General features: G+C 44.9%; 16 protein-coding genes. 9 read left to right on the forward strand and 7 right to left on the reverse strand.

All coding sequences use genetic code 11. The annotated features are described in order from the left end of the window. Positions 1–41: 41 nt before the first annotated feature. Positions 42–1,307: a glutamate-5-semialdehyde dehydrogenase gene (locus tag F995_RS14190; protein ID WP_026055791.1), complete on the reverse strand. Its 1,266-nt coding sequence runs from the start codon at positions 1,305–1,307 to the stop codon at positions 42–44. Positions 1,308–1,629: 322 nt separating this feature from the next. On the opposite strand from F995_RS14190, the gene F995_RS14195 reads away from it, so the two are divergent. Beyond that, on the forward strand, positions 1,630–2,967 hold the full coding sequence (locus F995_RS14195; protein ID WP_004647432.1) for an alpha/beta fold hydrolase: 1,338 nt from the start codon (positions 1,630–1,632) through the stop codon (positions 2,965–2,967). A gap of 27 nt (positions 2,968–2,994) precedes the next feature. On the opposite strand, the gene F995_RS14200 is transcribed toward F995_RS14195, so the two are convergent. Further along, positions 2,995–3,858, reverse strand: coding sequence for a class I SAM-dependent methyltransferase (locus tag F995_RS14200; protein ID WP_004278398.1), 864 nt, complete (start codon positions 3,856–3,858; stop codon positions 2,995–2,997). 123 nt (positions 3,859–3,981) lie between these two features. Continuing rightward, the gene (gene nagZ / locus F995_RS14205; protein WP_004278397.1) at positions 3,982–5,004 is read right to left on the reverse strand and encodes a beta-N-acetylhexosaminidase; all 1,023 of its coding nucleotides are present in this window, start codon (positions 5,002–5,004) and stop codon (positions 3,982–3,984) included. A 199-nt stretch (positions 5,005–5,203) separates the two neighbouring features. Between nagZ and F995_RS14210 the strand changes: the two genes are divergently transcribed. The 7 genes from F995_RS14210 (at position 5,204) to F995_RS14240 (ending at position 15,114) form a co-directional block, all read left to right on the forward strand. Further along, entirely contained in the window at positions 5,204–7,390 is a 2,187-nt protein-coding gene (locus F995_RS14210) for a carboxy terminal-processing peptidase (protein WP_004278396.1), read from the forward strand. 435 nt (positions 7,391–7,825) lie between these two features. Further along, on the forward strand, positions 7,826–9,682 hold the full coding sequence (locus F995_RS14215; protein ID WP_004278395.1) for a putative bifunctional diguanylate cyclase/phosphodiesterase: 1,857 nt from the start codon (positions 7,826–7,828) through the stop codon (positions 9,680–9,682). Between the two features lie 144 nt (positions 9,683–9,826). Beyond that, a complete protein-coding gene (locus F995_RS14220) occupies positions 9,827–11,419 on the forward strand; it encodes a peptide chain release factor 3 (RefSeq protein ID WP_004647433.1) in 1,593 nt (530 codons plus the stop codon). 111 nt (positions 11,420–11,530) lie between these two features. Further along, positions 11,531–12,355 (forward strand): hypothetical protein, encoded by an 825-nt coding sequence (locus F995_RS14225; RefSeq protein WP_004647434.1) that lies wholly within the window; start codon positions 11,531–11,533, stop codon positions 12,353–12,355. Positions 12,356–12,399: 44 nt separating this feature from the next. Beyond that, positions 12,400–13,362, forward strand: coding sequence for an RsiV family protein (locus F995_RS14230; RefSeq protein ID WP_004647436.1), 963 nt, complete (start codon positions 12,400–12,402; stop codon positions 13,360–13,362). Next, positions 13,359–14,180 carry a TatD family hydrolase gene (locus F995_RS14235; protein WP_004647437.1) on the forward strand — a complete coding sequence of 274 codons (822 nt, stop codon included), beginning with the start codon at positions 13,359–13,361 and terminating at the stop codon, positions 14,178–14,180. Before F995_RS14230 ends, F995_RS14235 begins: the two co-directional genes overlap by 4 nt. Positions 14,181–14,307: 127 nt before the next feature. Next, a complete protein-coding gene (locus tag F995_RS14240; RefSeq protein ID WP_004647438.1) occupies positions 14,308–15,114 on the forward strand; it encodes an enoyl-ACP reductase FabI in 807 nt (268 codons plus the stop codon). A 175-nt stretch (positions 15,115–15,289) separates the two neighbouring features. Here F995_RS14240 and secB read toward each other — a convergent pair whose 3' ends face one another. From secB to rsgA, 4 genes are all read right to left on the reverse strand, one after another. After that, positions 15,290–15,748 (reverse strand): protein-export chaperone SecB, encoded by a 459-nt coding sequence (secB, locus tag F995_RS14245; RefSeq protein WP_004647439.1) that lies wholly within the window; start codon positions 15,746–15,748, stop codon positions 15,290–15,292. 38 nt (positions 15,749–15,786) lie between these two features. After that, complete coding sequence (gene grxC / locus F995_RS14250; RefSeq protein WP_004278388.1) at positions 15,787–16,041, reverse strand: glutaredoxin 3; 255 nt, start codon at positions 16,039–16,041, stop codon at positions 15,787–15,789. Between the two features lie 21 nt (positions 16,042–16,062). After that, positions 16,063–16,470 carry a rhodanese-like domain-containing protein gene (locus tag F995_RS14255; protein ID WP_004647440.1) on the reverse strand — a complete coding sequence of 136 codons (408 nt, stop codon included), beginning with the start codon at positions 16,468–16,470 and terminating at the stop codon, positions 16,063–16,065. 93 nt (positions 16,471–16,563) lie between these two features. Then, the gene (rsgA, locus tag F995_RS14260) at positions 16,564–17,622 is read right to left on the reverse strand and encodes a ribosome small subunit-dependent GTPase A (RefSeq protein ID WP_004278384.1); all 1,059 of its coding nucleotides are present in this window, start codon (positions 17,620–17,622) and stop codon (positions 16,564–16,566) included. Between the two features lie 125 nt (positions 17,623–17,747). On the opposite strand from rsgA, the gene orn reads away from it, so the two are divergent. Next, positions 17,748–18,305 (forward strand): oligoribonuclease, encoded by a 558-nt coding sequence (orn, locus tag F995_RS14265; RefSeq protein ID WP_004278381.1) that lies wholly within the window; start codon positions 17,748–17,750, stop codon positions 18,303–18,305. The last annotated feature ends 12 nt before the right edge of the window (positions 18,306–18,317 follow it).

The raw sequence follows: 18,317 nt of genomic DNA on the forward strand, positions 1-18,317 counted from the left end.
GCCTCACACATGAGGCTGTTTTAAATGAGCGATCTGAATACTTATTGGCGAATCTGACCATCACCAAAGACAATCCATTTCTGCGAAGTCAGGCCTTCAAGACCGACTGGGCCACGAGCATGGATTTTATCGGTCGAAATCCCGATTTCTGCGCCTAAGCCATATTCAAAACCATCTGCAAAACGAGTAGAGGCATTGATCATGACCGAACTTGAATCTACACCCGCCAGAAATTCGCGTGCCAGACTGTAGTTTTCCGTAATAATAGAATCAGTATGATGCGAGCCATATTTGTTAATGTGCTCAATGGCTTCTTCTATACCAGAAACAACTTTGATCGCCAGAATCGGGCCCAGATACTCGGTATACCAGTCTTCTTCGGTTGCTGTAATGACTGCATCTCCAAGAATACGCTGGGTTTCCCGGCAACCACGCAGTTCGACTTTTTTCTCTTGGTATAGCTCTGCGATGCGTGGCAAGAATTCTTCAGCGACTTTTTCATCGACCAGCAGGGTTTCCATGGCATTACATACGCCATAGCGATGGGTTTTGGCATTGAGCGCAATCGGCAAGGCTTTCAACAAGTCCGCTTGAGCTTCCACATACACATGACAGTTGCCATCTAAATGTTTAATGACCGGTACGCGTGCTTCCTCGGTAATTCGTTCGATCAGGCTCTTGCCACCACGAGGCACAATCACATCCACATATTCGGTCATGGTAATCAACTGACCCACTGCAGCGCGGTCAGTCGTATTCACCACCTGTACGGCAGCCTCAGGCAAGCCTGCGACTTTCAGGCCATGCTGAATCGCGACTGCAATTGCCTGATTCGATTCCAGAGCTTCTGAGCCGCCCCGTAAAATAATGGCATTGCCTGATTTGAGCGCGAGTGATGCCGCCTCCAACGTGACGTTAGGACGTGACTCGTAGATCATGCCGACCACACCCAAAGGCACACGCATCTTGCCCAGTTGAATCCCGGATGGGCGATAAGCCATACCACTAATTTCACCAATCGGATCTTTCAGGCCAATGACATCTTTCAGGCCCTGTAACATACCTTTAAAGCGCGCGGGGTTGAGTTCTAAGCGATCAAGCAGGGCAGGGTCCAGATTGTTATTATGCGCCTTAGTCATATCTTTCTGGTTAGCAACCAAAATAGCAGCTTGGCTATTTTCCAAAGCCGTATAAATAGCGGATAACGCATTATTTTTAGTTTGGGTGGACGCGCGAGCCAAAATGCGAGACGCTTGGCGTGCCTGCTGTCCTACCGTTTGCATGTATTGTTCAATAGACTCTTGCATAGCGGTTTGATCACTTAGAAATTTCATTTCGATATTAACAGCCTGCTGCTGCACAATGAAGCCCATCTGTTAAAAATCATCCGTTTTCGCAGACTTCTAAACATTTTGAAAATGTTTTCTGTTTAAAAGCAGATAAGTGGTCACTGAAGCGGTTGCTTGTGAAAAGCAGCTCTGTATAGAATGAAACACGCGACATTGATGTCATTTATAATTATTAAAGAGCAGGATGCGTGTTCAGGCACACCGGAATGTGCCTGAATTATAAGATCTGTTAAGCATGACTTGCACAATAAAAATAAGGCAAGGACGGAGGAAAAGGAATATGAATTCCATTATCCACATGGACGCCCATGTATTGGAACAACATAGACACGATGGTTTTTTTGATTTTTATGATAAGCACAGTTTTAAGCAGCCACCACGCACCACCTGGATGGATGGCTGGAAAATCGAATATATGGCGATCGCCCGTCCGGATACCTTACATTTAAGACCCATGGTGATTATTGGGGGAGCTTTTCAGAATTTTAATTCCTACAAATACTGTGTAGAACAGCTTTTTGATGCAGGCCCCATTATTCTGATTGACCTACCATCCATGGGGGCCAACCAGCAGATTAGTAATGTCGACACAGGTCTGTCTGCCGGAACACTGGAGCTTGAAGACCTTGCTGCGATGCTGGGGCGCTGGCTGGAACAGATGCAGCTGCCGCAAGTGGCAATTCTAGGCATGTCCTTGGGGTCAGTGGTGGCTTCCTGTCTGGCAGATCAGCGTCCTGAACTGGTCGATCGGATGATTCTGATGGGTGTGATGCAGAAAACCCGTAAAAGCTGGCGAATGCTGCTGGAAGAATCCCTACACCTGATGAAAGAACAGCGTATGGATGAATTTGGTCAGGCCGTGATTTTATATCTGGTCAATCATGCACGTTTAACAGAAACCCGGATGTCACCGACTGCAAAGCGTTTATTCTTTAAACAGATGGCGGAATTTACGGCCACCGAACAGGATCGTTATGATATCAATTGCAACCGTTTATTACGTCTGACCAATGTGCCGATTCCACAGTGCAAAGTGCTGGTGGCATGTGGGCAATATGACAGTTTTACCTTGCCACATGAGAATGCCAATTTTGCCCTGCAATGTCCGAATATGCAGTATGTACAAATTGCAGGCGCCGATCATGTACCGCAGTTACAACGTCGTAAAGAAACCATGCATCTGTTTGCAACCTTCTTACGTGATGAACCGGTCGATCAGTTGCCGGGAATTATTCCGTTTAGCCCTGAGCAGATACAGCAGCTTGAACGTCGCGGTGAAGAGCGGATTCAGGTGCAAGATTCACAGCGTTTCCTCAGTCATCGTCATTCTGATCTCATTTTAAAAGCAGAGATCGTGGACATGAATTTCTTTGGGGTATTGCTGGAGTTAGATGTAGAACAGGCAGTATGCGCAACAACTTATCCACGTGATTTGGCCTTGCATCTGGAAGATGAAACAGGGGAATTTCAGATTGAATGCCTAATCTTTGAACAGGATGATACTCAGCTGCGTGCCTTATTCAAACATGGCAGTTTTGAAGTCGCAGAACGCTTATTACGCTTTGTACAAATGCAAAAAGTACTGTCACAAACTGAAGTATTTGATGCGGCAATTTAAAAACATCATCTTTAAAAAACAGCGTACTTAAACGCTGTTTTTTTTCACGGCATGAATCATCCAGACCAGATCACCTAAATGTTCATCCTGTTCATGAGTCGGGTTTGGCTGATGAGGCTCGGCAAAATAACGTTGTGGTTGTTGTACCTCAACCTGGTCAAATCCTGCATCTTGAAAAAAGTGCTGTAGTTCTTGAGGGGATTTAAAATGAAAGGTAAACGCACTTCGAGACATGAATTTAAGCAGACGGCTACTGCTCCAGATAAAGTTCGCTAGTTTATTTTTCACCGGTTCGGGGTAAATATCGCTGAGATAGTGAACTGCCGGGAAATACTGCGCATTTTCTGTAATACCCTGCATCAGAATGCGTAACATCTGCTGATCAAAATAATTAATCAGTCCTTCACTAATGACCACTAAGGGCTGGTTGCGGTCAAACATCTGAAAAATACAGTCCAGTTCTTCACTAAAAATATCGGCAGTCAGGACTTCAGGTGCATGCTGATCAATTTGCTGTAAAGCCTGCGTCTTGATCTTGGCCATATCCGGCAGGTCCAGTTCACGATAATTAATCTCTGGAAATTTCTGTCTGAAATTCCAGCTGCGTGGAGATAGTCCGCAGGCAATTTCAAGAACCTGAAGTTGTGGATGTTGCTCAATTAGTTGACACAAATGCTCATCAATCATTTGATGACGCTGCTTAAGTGTCGTACGCATGCTACCGCCGACATGGCGTTCTGCCCAGGATTCAAGTGGGTGAAGCAGTTTGGCCAGAATTTTACCTTTAGTGGTCGCAAAGGCTGGATGCGAGATCCCCATTTGATACCAGATATAGCCGGTATAGTGCGCCGTAAAAGAAATATGGCGATGTTGCGAAAGTGAGTCTGTCATATTTATTCTGACCTTATTGTTATTTTTAAATTGATTAAATAATTGTGTAACCTTTTCATTACTATAATTAAAAAGGAACACTTTGTCGTGTCCCTTTTTCCTATTGATTGGATTTAAAAAGCTTTAGCTCATCTGCTGTTTGAACGCCAGTATTTCATCACGGATCTCGCGCCATTCTTCACCCAGATCCAGTTCGTCACCAATCTGGATGTCCGGGATGTTGCCGCGCATGCGTTCCAGGCGTTGCTGGTTCGGGAGGGGCAGATTTTCAATTCCTTCCAGTGCGATACATTGTGCCGCACGATCATTGCAGACCAGCCCCATATCACAACCAGCTTTAAGGGCGGCCTGAATTCGGGCATCGGCACCGCCTGCGACACATGCTGCCTGCATGCTTAAATCATCCGAGAACAGGACACCGTCAAAGCCCAGCTCCTGACGTAAAACTTTCTGAATCCAGAATTCTGAGAAGCCTGCCGGATTTGGATCAACCTGGCTATAGATGACATGAGCCGGCATCAGTGCATCCAGTTGTGATTGTAACTGGATAAAGGTTTGCATATCTTTTTGCTGGATTTCTGCATAGGAGCGCGTATCAATTGCTGCAGCAACATGCGAGTCTGCTTTAACAGAGCCATGACCTGGGAAATGTTTACCAGTTGAAGCCATACCGGCACGTTTCATACCTTTTAGAAATGCGCTGGCGAGTGGAATAATGTCCTGAATATTTTGGGCAAAGCTACGATCACCGATCACATCACTGATGTCATTCAAGTCCAGTACCGGTGCAAAGCTGAAATCAATGCCAACAGCCAGCACTTCAGTCGCCATCAGCCAGCCGCATTTTTCAGCCAGCTCTAGGGCACGCTGTGGATCGCGCGTATAAAGTTCGCCAAATTTCCCCGTGGCAGGCAGCAGGGTAAAGCCTTGTCTTAAACGCTGGACACGACCGCCTTCCTGATCTACCGCAATTAAAATATCAGGATGCACCTGACGCATATGATCGGTCAAAGCACGGACTTGCGCCGGAGATTCAATATTGCGACCAAATAAAATCACTCCACCGACTTGCGGCGCACTTAATAGTTCAATATCTTCTTGAGTGAGGGTTGTGCCTGCGATGTCGAGCATCAATGCGCCAATCATATGCGGAATCCGTTTTAGAGTTTTCGGAGAAAACAATACCTGAATTCTGCAATGATTTGCTACACTTTGTCAGCACAGAATATGATAAAACTACACGACATAAACATATTAAGTTGTTTAAGATGCTGAATACGTTAAATTCTGGTCGAAAAGCAACACGGTCACATTGGTCTCTAGGCCAAGGAAGTACGAATTATTTATGAAATTTCAAACTATAGCTTGCGCAGTTGCGATTGCGACAGGTGGATTCTTTTTTACCCATGTAGTGAATGATGCGATTGCGGCCAATAGTAATGAAGTGGTCAGTAAAGCAATTCAGCCATCTCAAGAGCAGGCGCTGGTGTCACGTCAGCTGGCAACCCTGGTTGACCGTCAGCATTATTTAAATATGCGTCTGGATGCCCAGACTTCGCAGCGTATTTTTGATTTCTATATTGATAGTCTTGATCCGGAACACAGTCTGTTTCTGGCCCCAGAAGTTGAAAACTATAAGAAACGCTACGGTGCCAATTTTGGTGCCAATCTGAAAGCTGGCAATTTGTCTGGTCCTTATGAAATGCATGCGCAATATCAACAGCGCTTGCACCAGTTCTACACCTATATGTTGAATGAGCTGAAAAAACCGCAAAATCTGAATCAGCCGAATGTTTATATCGAAACGGATCGTGAAAAAGCACCGTTCTTTAAAACTGAAGCTGAACAGCGCGCGCATTGGTCAAAAATGCTGGTGTCTCAGTTGATCAATCTGACCATTAGTAAAGAAGAGGAATTGGCCAAGCAGAAAGCCCTGAAAGCCAATCCGGAACTGGCCAATGGACAAGACCTCACGGGTCCTGAAGATCTAACGCCTGCGCAAACCTTGACCAAGCGTTATACCCGTCAGCTGGAACGTCTCAGCCGCGTCAAAAGTGATGATGTGCTCGACAAGACACTGAACGCGATGATGCTGACTTATGATCCGCACAGCAATTATTTCCCGCCTGTGGATGCGATGGAGCTGAATCGTCAGACGACTTTACAGCTGGAAGGCGTCGGCGTATCGATTCGCCCGGAACGTGGCAATGAAGATTACACCAAGATTGAAACCATCGTTGAAGGTGGTCCAGCCAGCAAATCCGGTCAGGTGAAATCAGGTGATCGTATCATTGGTGTGGCCCAAGACGGCGAGCAAATGGTCGATGTCATTGGCTGGCCAAGTAATGAAATTGTCGGTCTGATTCGCGGTAAACGTGGCACTAAAGTCACTTTACGCTTACTCGGTGCGGGTGCTGCCATGGGGCAGGCACGTAATGTGACCATTACCCGTGACGTGATTCAGGAAGAAGATGCCGGTGTACGTACACGTGTAGTCGACATTCAACGCGATGGCAAGAAATATCAATATGGTGTGATCGAAATTCCGTCGTTCTACCTGAACTATCGCGCACGCCGTGCCGGTACCGATTATCGTTCGGTGTCTGAAGATACCAACAAAGCCTTGAAAGAGCTGGCAGCGAAGAATGTTGCCGGAATTATTGTCGATTTGCGGAATAACCCAGGTGGTTCACTGGAAGAAGTGGCACGTATGTTGGGGCAGGTAATCAAGTCTGGTCCAGTGGTACAGATCCGTGATGGCAATGGCAATGTCAGCGTCTTTGAGGATGATGATGGCGGCGCACAAACCTATGCAGGTCCACTGGCAGTGATGGTGAATCTTGCCTCTGCATCGGCCAGTGAAATTTACTCTGCTGCGATTCAGGATTATGAACGCGGGATTGTGATTGGCAGTACTACCACCGGTAAAGGTACAGCACAAGTACAATTGGATAGTCTGGCGCATGGTCAGGCGACATTGACGCAGCGTAAATTCTACCGTGTGACCGGTGGCAGTACCCAGAATAAAGGGGTCGTTCCGGACATTAAACTGGTCGATATTTATAACGAGGAGTTTGGTGAGCGTAAGGCCAAAAATGCCCTGCAGTGGGATACTATTTCAACGGCACCATTTAAACGCGAAGGTGCAGTACAGAAATACGTTCCTGAATTGGCTAAACTTTCTCAGCAACGGGTCACACTGGATTCTCAGTTCAAGTATTTAGAACAGCGTAAAGCCGTGATGAAGAAAGCTGAAGAAGAGAAACGTCAGGTACTGGACTTGCAACAGCGTAAAGCTGAGTTGATTGCCATGGAGCAAAAAACGCTGGACGCAGAAAACACTCGTCGTGCTGCAACAGGTCTGAAACCTTATCCAAACTGGGAAAGTTATCAGGCTTCACTGGATGCCTTGATTGAAACACGTGCCAAGATGAAGGCCAAAGAACGTCCGGCTCTGCCTGAAGAAGAAGCGTTTGTGATTGAAGCGGCAAATGTGTTACTGGACTATGCCAAATTACAGGCAAAACCCTAAGTTTTAGCCTCATTGATCGTTGATAAAAATAGCCTGTTTCGACAGGCTATTTTTTTATTTTGCAAATCTGCATAAAAATCCAAATAAAATTTTGCTATGAAGTGCCATCTGTCTAAATAAAAAGAAAAAAATTGTGATGGTGATCGAATAAATGAGCTAAAAAAATGAAGCTAAATATTTGCTTAAATTTGAAACACTTCTAATATATAAGTTGTATTTTATTTTTCTGTTGAGTTTTATTTTTGGGGCAATTCTCAACTTCAAAAGAAAGAAATATAAATTCTAAATTTTAGTTAAGACTGATGTTGTTGCAGACCAATTGGCTTGCATGGATAGTCAGTCTTGAGATTTTACTGAGTTCAAATTTGACCGGGTGAAAATGGAAATATCAGTGCAGAGAATAATAAAAATGATCACCGATGGGGAACATTTTTTATGATTGATATTCAGCATGATATTGGTCTGTTCATCGGGTCCATTCTTTCTGCATTGGTTGCTTGCTATCTCATCGCACGGATTAAAAAATTTGCTTCAGGCGCTTTACAGCTAAACTTTAAAACCTTCAATTTAATGCTAACCGCCATGCTATTGGGCCTATTCATATGGTTGATCCATTTTATTGGGCTGACAGCAAGTTTTGTGCTGAATAAATATGAGATGGATTTGGGCCTGATGCTCCTGTCTGTTCTGGTGATATGCATTGCATCTATGTTTATCCTCTGGTTAAGTACCAGAAGTACCTGGTCATTTTTCCGGTCAGTTCTCGTATTAGGTGTGATCGCACTCAGCATCTTTGGCATGCACTCTATTAGCATGATGTCATTCAATTTTACTGCCGCCCATATGCAACAGTCACCGGAATTAGTTCAGGCACATGATCAGCTATTTCTGGCCATGATACTGATGAGTGGATTGCTGCTGGTAACGCTGATTTGTATCATCGTGTCCGAACTGCGTGTGGGATTACGCAACCGTCAGCTTGCATGGGCCAATCAACAAATTGAAAATCAGACCATTCAGGACAATCTGACCAAATTACCTAACCGTTTGTATCTGGCTGAATATGCAAATCTGCTGTTTTCAGGTCAGTCCGAACAGCAGCATGAAATTGCTTTTTTATATATCGATCTGGATCGTTTTAAGGCAGTCAATGATGTGTTTGGCCATCTGGTCGGCGATCAGTTGCTGATTCAATTGACCACGCGGATTCATCTGTTATTAGGCCATCATTCCAAGCTGCTCAGAATCGGTGGGGATGAATTTCTGCTGGTACTGGAAAATACTTCAGTCGCCAAAGCTGCAAAAATGTCAGAACAGATTCTTGAACTGATTCAGGAAAGTTTCCTGATTGAAGGCAAGAGTATTCATATCTCGGGCAGTATTGGTATTGCCATGTATCCGGAGCACGGCAAAAATTTACAGGATCTGCTGGTCAATGCTGATGCCGCGATGCTGAGTTCCAAGTATCAGGGACGCAATACCTATTCAGTCTTTAATTACTCTACCGATCAGGATGAAAGCAAGAGTCAGAGTACCCTGATTAATGATCTATATAAAGCCGTGGAAGAACAGCAGTTTGTGCTGTTTTATCAGCCCAAGTTTTGGACCAAGGATCGTAGCTTGTGTGGGGTAGAGGCATTAATTCGCTGGAACCATCCCCAGTTTGGGCTGCTCGGCCCGAATCTGTTTATCAATGCAGCTGAAAAAACCGGACTGATTATTCAAATGGGCTATTGGGCATTGGAACTGGCTTGTCAGCAGATTCAAAAATGGCAACGGACACATACTGAATTTTTCCCTATCGCGGTCAATTTGTCTGCGGTACAATTTGAACATAAGCATCTGTTTAGTACTTTAGAAAAGTTATTTGCACAATATAAAATCAGTCCTCAGCATTTAATGATCGAGATTACTGAATCGACTGCCATGCATCATATTGATGTGAGTATGCGCAGCTTTAAGCGCTTAAGACAAATGGGCATCCGTCTAGCCATTGATGATTTTGGTACAGGGCATTCCAGTTTTCTCTATTTAAAGAATTTCGCCGTAGATGAGTTAAAAATTGACCGTGAGTTTATCAAAAATCTGGCAGTCGGCTCCACAGAAGAAATGATTCTGGAAAGCATTATTCAGCTGGCCATAAAACTGGGCTTGGTGGTGACCGCCGAAGGTGTTGAAACAGAAGCGCAAGCAGAAATTTTAACCCGGCTCGGTTGTGAACAGTTACAAGGCTTTTTGCTGGGCTTGCCGGGAGATGAACAACGACTAGAAAACTTACAATTCCATGAATAGCGCTCTAATTCATTGAGCGTCAGGATAGATAGACAACATGGCTCACGGAACTCCACCCTGAAACTCTGCTACAATATCGCCAATTTTTTTCATATTGATCGAATTTGATCTCGAATGCTGTGCATTGAGCAGTAGGTATATTTCATGAGCTTTAAGCAAGAACTGGCGGCACAAGTCGCCCAGCGACGTACGTTCGCTATTATTTCCCACCCCGATGCCGGTAAAACCACCATGACAGAAAAATTGCTGTTATGGGGTCAGGCCATTCAGGTTGCCGGGATGGTAAAAAGCCGTAAATCTGACCGGGCCGCAACATCGGACTGGATGGAAATGGAAAAAGAGCGTGGTATCTCGATTACGACCTCGGTAATGCAATTCCCTTTTAAAGACAAGATGATCAATCTTCTGGACACCCCGGGACATGAAGACTTCTCGGAAGATACCTATCGTACCCTAACCGCAGTAGACTCTGCGCTGATGGTGATTGACGGGGCAAAAGGTGTCGAAGACCGTACCATTAAACTGATGGAAGTGTGTCGGATGCGCGATACTCCGATCATCTCATTCGTCAACAAAATGGACCGTGAAATCCGTGAACCGCTTGAGCTTCTGGATGAAATCGAAAACGTTCTGAAAATTAAATGTGTCCCGATCACCTGGCCGCTCGGTACAGGCCGTGATTTTGCAGGTGTATTCAATTTAATCGAAGAAAAATTCTACGTGTATAAAGCCGGTTTCGGTTCAGTCATTACCGAGATCGAAGTGCGAGATGGTTATGACTATCCTGATCTTCGTGAGAAAGTGGGTGAACTGGCTTGGGCGGCATTTGAAGAATCGCTGGAACTGGTACAAATGGCCAATGAGCCTTTAGATCGTGAAGAATTCCTGGCCGGTCGTCAAACGCCTGTGTTGTTCGGTACAGCCTTGGGTAACTTTGGTGTCGACCATGTTCTGGATGCCTTCAGTCAATATGCACCATCTCCTAAAGCCCATCCGACCCAAGATCGTGTTGTAGAAGCGGATGAAGAAGGCTTCACCGGTTTTGTCTTTAAAATTCAGGCCAATATGGATCCGAAACACCGTGACCGTATTGCTTTTATGCGGATCTGTTCAGGCAAGTATGAAAAAGGTCTGAAGATGAAGCATGTACGTCTGGATAAAGATGTGCGCATCAGCGATGCCTTAACTTTCCTTGCCGGCGATCGTCAGCATCTGGAAGAAGCTTGGCCAGGTGATATTATCGGTCTGCATAACCATGGCACCATCCAGATCGGGGATACATTTACCTCGGGTGAGAAACTTCAGTTTACCGGTATTCCACACTTTGCCCCTGAAATGTTCCGTCGTGTCCGCTTGAAAGATCCACTAAAATCTAAGCAGCTGCAAAAAGGTCTGAAAGAGCTTTCAGAAGAAGGGGCGACGCAGGTGTTTATGCCGCAGAATAACAACGATCTGATCGTTGGTGCTGTAGGTGTGCTACAATTTGAAGTGGTGGCTTACCGTCTGAAAGAAGAATACAAAGTTGATTGTGTTTACGAACCGGTCAGCATCAACACAGTACGTTGGGTGTCTTGCGATGATGAGAAGAAATTCAACGAATTCAAGAAAAAAGCTCATGACCAGTTGTCTGTCGATGGTGGTGGTCATTTGACATATCTCGCACCAAGCCGCGTGAATTTGCAGCTGATGCAAGAACGTTATCCGGACATCGTGTTCCACAATACGCGTGAACACTAAACTTTAACGTTCCGCAGCTAAAGTTTAAAAATATCAAACAGCTTCTCCGGAAGCTGTTTTATTTTATGCTACATTTAAGCAATTAATAACTCGATAGATATAGCAAAGAGAATGAAGCTCAGCAAGGAAGTCGTCCTCGGTTCTGTGATTGGTTTAAGTCTTGTCCTGAGTGGCTGTGATCAAAGCGAAAAAGAGCCTGTTAATACTCCGCAAAATGAGAAAATGACCGCAGCTCAGCAGACCGCAGATGTTTTGCCTTATCTGAATATTCAAGAGCAGCCGGCTAAAATTGCCTTGCCATTTTGTGAAAATAAAAACTGTATCAATCTGGATATTCAGACCTTGCATACGGTTGATCCATGGATGAACCAATGGATTGAAAAGCAGCAGGCCAAAGTGATCCAGGATCAAATTGGGTTGAAACAGGACATGAATTTACAGCAGGCGATCAATGCCTATGTAAAAAAATCGGATGCCTGGCAGGCGCAGCTCAATCTGAACAAGGCTTATGAGTTATCGCTATATACCCGCATTCCCTACCAGCGCAATCAATATGTATTGATGCAGATTGGGGTCGATACCAAACAGGAAAATGTCAGCGTGCATGAGCGCTATTATTTTTTTGTGGCTGATCGTCGCCAGCAGAAAATGCTGACTCCACTGGATATTATTGATCCTAAGCAACAGTTATTAATGGATCAGATTATTCAACAAGCTTATGAGACATGGCTCAAAGAAAACGATCAGCAAGTTCAGCAGAAAGCACCGAAAAAACTGTATTGGGGACAGGCTGACTGGTTCTTTGATCAGGAAGGCATTGGTCTGCATTTTCGCAGCCATGAAATTAGCAAAGATGCCAAACAACTGGATATTTATTTAACAAAACAACAAACACAACAGGTCTTGAAAGCTGATATCTATCAGCATATGTTTTAAAGCTCATGATCCTGCGAGATTACAGGTTCCAAAAAGGTGAATGAATGCCAAAATACAAGAATATCTTTTGTCTATCTATCCTGGCATCAGCGATCTTGCTGAGTGCGTGCCAGCCGAAGAGTAATGAGCCGGAAGAATCAAGTGCTTCCGAGGTGCTACAAGCCGAAGCTGAAGCACTTAAACTCAGCGGCGATACCGAAAAGCTCAAGCTGGCGATTCCAGAATGTGAAGACAAAAGCTGTCCGGAAATCTCGATCGAACGTCTGAACAGTAATCAGAGCTTTATTGATGAATGGATCGACCAGCAGATTCTGCAACAGTTGAAAAATATCCTGTCTCTTGATGCGATTGAACCGGCAAAAGTGAGCGCTGCCAGCGAAGCGGACGTTGCCGCCTCTGAACCCAAAGCTGCTTTAGCAACAGTGGTGACACCAAAACAGCAGCTTGAGCAGCAAACTCAACCTTATATGCAGACTTTCTTGAATCTGGATAAAGAGCTCAAGGCCCTGAGTGCCAGTCATAGTATTAGCCTGATGATTAAGCCCAAGATTCTGCATTCGGGTGATCCTCTAGCGACAGTAGTTTTGAACAGCAGTTATTATCTGGGAGGCGCACACGGGGCATCTGCACAGACTTATTATAATTTTGATCTGGAACAGAAAAAGCTGATCAAGCTGGATGACATTATTGCGGTCAAACAGAAAGCCCAACTGGAAGCGCGTGCTTATGATGCGTTTAAAACCTGGGTGGTAGAGTCCAAGCTGGCCAAAGATGTCGCCGAATATGAACAGGCCTGGAAGTTCAAGCTTACCGATAACTTCTATCTGGGCAAAGACGGCTTGATATTGCAGTATGCCGAATATGAAATTGGGCCATATGTTGTTGGCTTGCCACGTCTGATGATTCCTTATGAGCAGTTACAAGGTGTGCTGAAACCCGAATATCTGCCTCAAACTGAAAAAGCTGCCTCCGAGGCACAGCCAGCATCTGCTGCAAAAGCCAAATGACCTTAAAACTGTTTGATACGCATACCCATTTTGATGTTCCCGATTTTGATCCTGATCGGGAACAGTTGGCCTATACGGCCAAAGCGGTAGGTGTCGATCATCTGGTTTTAATTGGTTTTTTGCAAAACCGTTTTCAAGATTTGTTAAGGACCCATCACTTCATCAATGATCTGGAAAATGCCCCGCAAAGCCATTTGGCACCCGGCTTGCATCCGTTTTATATTGAACAGCATCAGGCTGAACATCTATACGATTTGGAACGGCTGCTCAAAACTGAACCATGCATTGCCATTGGCGAAATCGGTCTGGATACCTTTTTAAAACAGCACAAACAGGCGGAAATTTTTCAGAAGCAAAAAGATTTTTTTGCTGCACAGCTTGAACTGGCACAGCAATTTGATAAGCCGGTTTTGCTGCATATCCGCAAATCGCATGCGGAGGTTTTGCAGATTTTAAAACAGCAGCAGTTTAAACAGGGCGGCATTGCGCATGCCTTTGGTGGTGGGATTGAGGAAGCCAAGGCTTTTATCAAGCTGGGATTCAAACTGGGCATCACCGGGCAAATCACCAATCTAAATGCCAAAAAATTGCATCAAGTGGTGCAGTATGTCGGACCAGAACATTTGGTATTGGAAACTGACTGTCCGGATATGACGCCACTCTGTTGTCAAAGCTCGACCGAGCAACGTACCCGAAATACACCTGCAAATTTACCTTATGTGCTGCAAGGACTGGCAAAGAGCCTGCATATGCACAAAGAGGAACTGGCTGAACAGCTCTGGCAAAATACTCATCAGGCCCTGCATCTGACCATTTAAGTTAATACTCTTAACTCAGTCTTAAATTCCCAGTTCATCATAAATCGAAAAAAAGGTGCATTATGCAATTTCTAAAATGCTTCAGACTTGGCATCATGCCATATACATTCTTTTAGGTGAGATTCACATGGCACAAGGACTTTTGGCGGGTAAGCGCTTCTTGATCGCGGGCATTGCGAGTAAATTATCGATTGCTTTTGGTATTGCTCAAGCATTGCATCGTGAAGGTGCTGAATTGGCTTTTACTTATCCAAATGAAAAGCTGAAAAAGCGGGTAGATGACTTTGCTGAACAGTTTGGTTCGAAACTGGTTTTTCCTTGTGATGTGGCAGTCGATGCTGAAATTGACCATGCATTTGCCGAACTGGCTAAACACTGGGATGGTCTGGACGGCGTAGTGCATTCTATCGGTTTTGCACCGGCACATACGCTAGATGGTGACTTCACCGAGATCACGGATCGTGAAGGCTTTAATATTGCACATGACATCAGTGCTTATAGCTTTATTGCAATGGCACGTGCGGCAAAACCTTTGCTGCAAGTCCGTCAAGGCTGTTTGCTGACATTGACCTATCAAGGTTCTGAGCGTGTAATGCCAAACTATAACGTGATGGGTATGGCCAAAGCCTCTTTAGAAGCAGGCGTACGTTATTTGGCGTCTAGCTTGGGTCAGGAAGGTATTCGTGTGAACGCGATCTCTGCGGGTCCAATCCGTACCTTGGCAGCTTCAGGTATTAAATCATTCCGTAAAATGCTTGACCTGAATGAGAAAGTTGCACCACTGAAACGTAATGTGACGATTGAAGATGTCGGTAATGCCGCATTATTCCTGTGCTCGCCATGGGCTAACGGAATTACCGGTGAAATCCTGTATGTCGATGCCGGTTTCAATACGGTAGGTATGAGCGCTGATTTGATGGCGGATGCGGAATAAGTCCTATAAATCCTCTCTCCCTCAGGGAGAGAGTTAGAGAGAGGGGAATGACTTCTTTCTCTGAGTGAGGAAATGATTAAAATCCCCCTCATTCCCCCTTTGATAAAGGGGGAGGCCACTCAAGGCAATAAAAAAGACCGCATAAGCGGTCTTTTTTAGATTTGAAGAACAGCGATTAAGCTTGACCATCCACAGCAGCAGCTTGCGCACGTTGCATATTGGCTTCAAATTCAGCATCAAAGTTGATTGGAGTCAATAGCAATTGTGGGAAGCTGCCTTTAGTCACCATATCATTCACTGCTTCACGTAGGAAAGGGAACAGGATGTTCGGGCAGTATGCACCTAGGATGTATGGAAGACGCTCTTCTTCAACGCCATCTACCAGGAAAATACCGGCTTGAGTCACATCAACGATAAACGCGGTATCACCTTCGTTGGTCGCTTGAACCACGACTTTCAAAGCTACTTCAAAATGAGTTTCATCAATTTTTTCTGCAGAAGAAGAAAGATTGATGTTTAACTCAGGTTGCCATTGCTTGGTAAAAACTTGCGCCCCAGGAACTTCAAAAGAAATATCTTTGGTATAAATACGCTCTAATGCCAATTGTGGTTGAGCTTGTTGTTCTTCACTCATTTTTTGATCCTTAATATGAAGTGATAATTTTAGTAAGGTTAAGCCAGCAATTCATCAAGTTTGCCTTCACGCTCTAAAGCATAAAGTTGGTCAAAACCACCGATGAACTGATCATTAATAAAAATTTGTGGCACGGTACGGTGATTGGTACGCTGCATCAATTCAAGACGTACTTCAGGCGCTTCTTGAGACAAGTTAATCTCTTTATATGCCACACCCTTACGTTCCAGTAGCTGTTTTGCACGCACGCAATAAGGACACACTGTCGTCGAGTAAATAGTAACTTCAGCCATGATCAATCTCCTGTTCGTGGATTATTTGCTTTTCACCAAAGGTAAACCTTGAGCTTTCCAGTTGCTGACGCCGCCATCAAGACGGTAGGCATCGGCATGACCAACCTGCTGTAATGCAGTACCAGCCACCTGTCCAAGGTTACAAATGAACACCAAAGGGCGATCAGATGCTTTCAGCTCTTCAACATGTTTTGTAATCTGGCTATATGGAATATTACGGCTGCCGCTGATATGACCTTCACGGAAGTCTTTGGCATCACGTAGATCAACCAGCATGGCATTTTTTGCTTTGACTAAAATTCCCAGCGATTGCGGAGAAATTTTGCGACCGTTACGTTGACCTTCGATAATGAAGAACAAAACCACTAATACCGCGAGTGTTCCAAATAAGAAGGGGTGATTCCCCATAAACTCGAACCAACGTTCCACAATTCACCTAATTACAATTTTAAAATTGCCAAGAGTATAGCTCATAAATATGGTGATCAAAATCACCGCTTCAAGGGCCAAGGGTTAAGAAAATTAATTTTTTTGCTGTGCTTCAGTGATTTCGTCGATTAAACGTAAATAGCTGTCCAGTCGGCGCGGCAAAATTTCACCTTCGGCCGCAGCCTGACGCAAAGCACATTGTTTTTCATGCTTATGGGTACAGTTACGGAACTGACAATGGCCGAGCAGATTTTCAATTTCAGGAAAGCCGCTTTGTACCTTATCTAAAGTCAGATGCCACAGGCCAAATTCACGAATTCCCGGAGAGTCAATCAGGGCCGCACCTTCACCAAAACCGATCAAGCGCGTTGACGTCGTGGTGTGTTGACCGAGTGCCGAGTTTTCCGAAATAATATTGGTTTTCTGTGCGGCATCCGGCACGATCGCATTAATCAGCGTGCTTTTACCCACACCAGATTGACCAACAAAAGCCACCGTTTCATTTTCCAGACGATTAGATAGTGCAGTCAAGTCGCCATCGGATTGGGTCTGCATCACCTCATAACCAAGGTCTTGATATTCTTGCAGCAGAGTCAGAATCGGATCGTTTTCTTTCAATAAATCGGCTTTATTCATTACCAGCAATGCGGGAATGTCGGCATCGGCACAGGCCACTAGATAACGGTCGATTAGACCTGGCGCCGGCTCAGGCAATGGTGCAAACACAATCACAATCAGTGAAATATTGGCCGCTACCGGTTTAACCTTGTGATAGCGGTCAGGACGGGTCAATAAGGATTTACGGGGATGAATCGCGGTGATAATCCCTAAACCGGTATTCGGATCGGCTTGCCATTTGACCCGGTCACCCGTTACCAATAAATCCAGATTGGTTCGGGTATGACAGCGCCAGACGCTGTCCAGTTCAATCTCTTTCCAGAAGGGTTCAGGCTCACCATCGGCGACCACAGGTTTTTCAGGGTGAATGTCAGGACGAGACAAAGCTTGCACTTCAAGTTGGCGGCCATAATGTTGCACTACTAAACCTTCAAGATCACTGGAGGTATCGAGATCTTCTTGACGTGTTTTCTGTTGTTTCTGAATGCGGCGCTGTTGTTGCTCTGTCAGACGACGCTTACGTATTAAGGCCATTCATATCCTAAAAAAACCGGGTAAATCAGATGGCAAAAATAGCATGAAGCAGCCCCCGAATGACACCCAAGATGTAATTAATTTGCTACTATAGTTGTTTTTAAACCCAATAAGATTGCACATTTATGAGCAGCACCGCTGATACCCGCCTGATTTGGATTGACCTTGAAATGACAGGTCTAGACACAGACAATGATCAAATTATTGAAATTGCAACAATTGTAACCGATGACAATTTGAATATTTTGGCAGAAGGTCCTGTGCTTGCGGTACATCAGCCTGCACGTCTGTTAAATGCCATGGATGAGTGGAACACTCGCCAGCATGGCCAGTCCGGTCTGATTGAGCGTGTACGTCGCAGTAAACTGACCGCTCAGGATGCCGAGCAGCAAACTATTGAATTTCTGAAAAAATGGGTGAATCCAAAATCTTCACCGATGTGTGGTAACTCGATCTGTCAGGATCGCCGTTTCTTGCACCGCCTGATGCCTGAACTGGAGCAGTATTTCCATTACCGTAATCTGGATGTATCGTCAGTGAAAGAGCTGGCCAAACGCTGGCGCCCGGAAATCATGAGTGGCCTCAAGAAAAATGCTTCGCATCTGGCAATGGATGACATTCGTGATTCGATTGCGGAACTGAAATATTATCGTCAATATTTCTTTATCATGAATAAAGACTAAATTTCGATGAAC

This window comes from Acinetobacter sp. CIP A162, assembly GCF_000367905.1.
In the GTDB taxonomy this organism is placed as follows: Bacteria; Pseudomonadota; Gammaproteobacteria; order Pseudomonadales; family Moraxellaceae; genus Acinetobacter; species Acinetobacter lwoffii.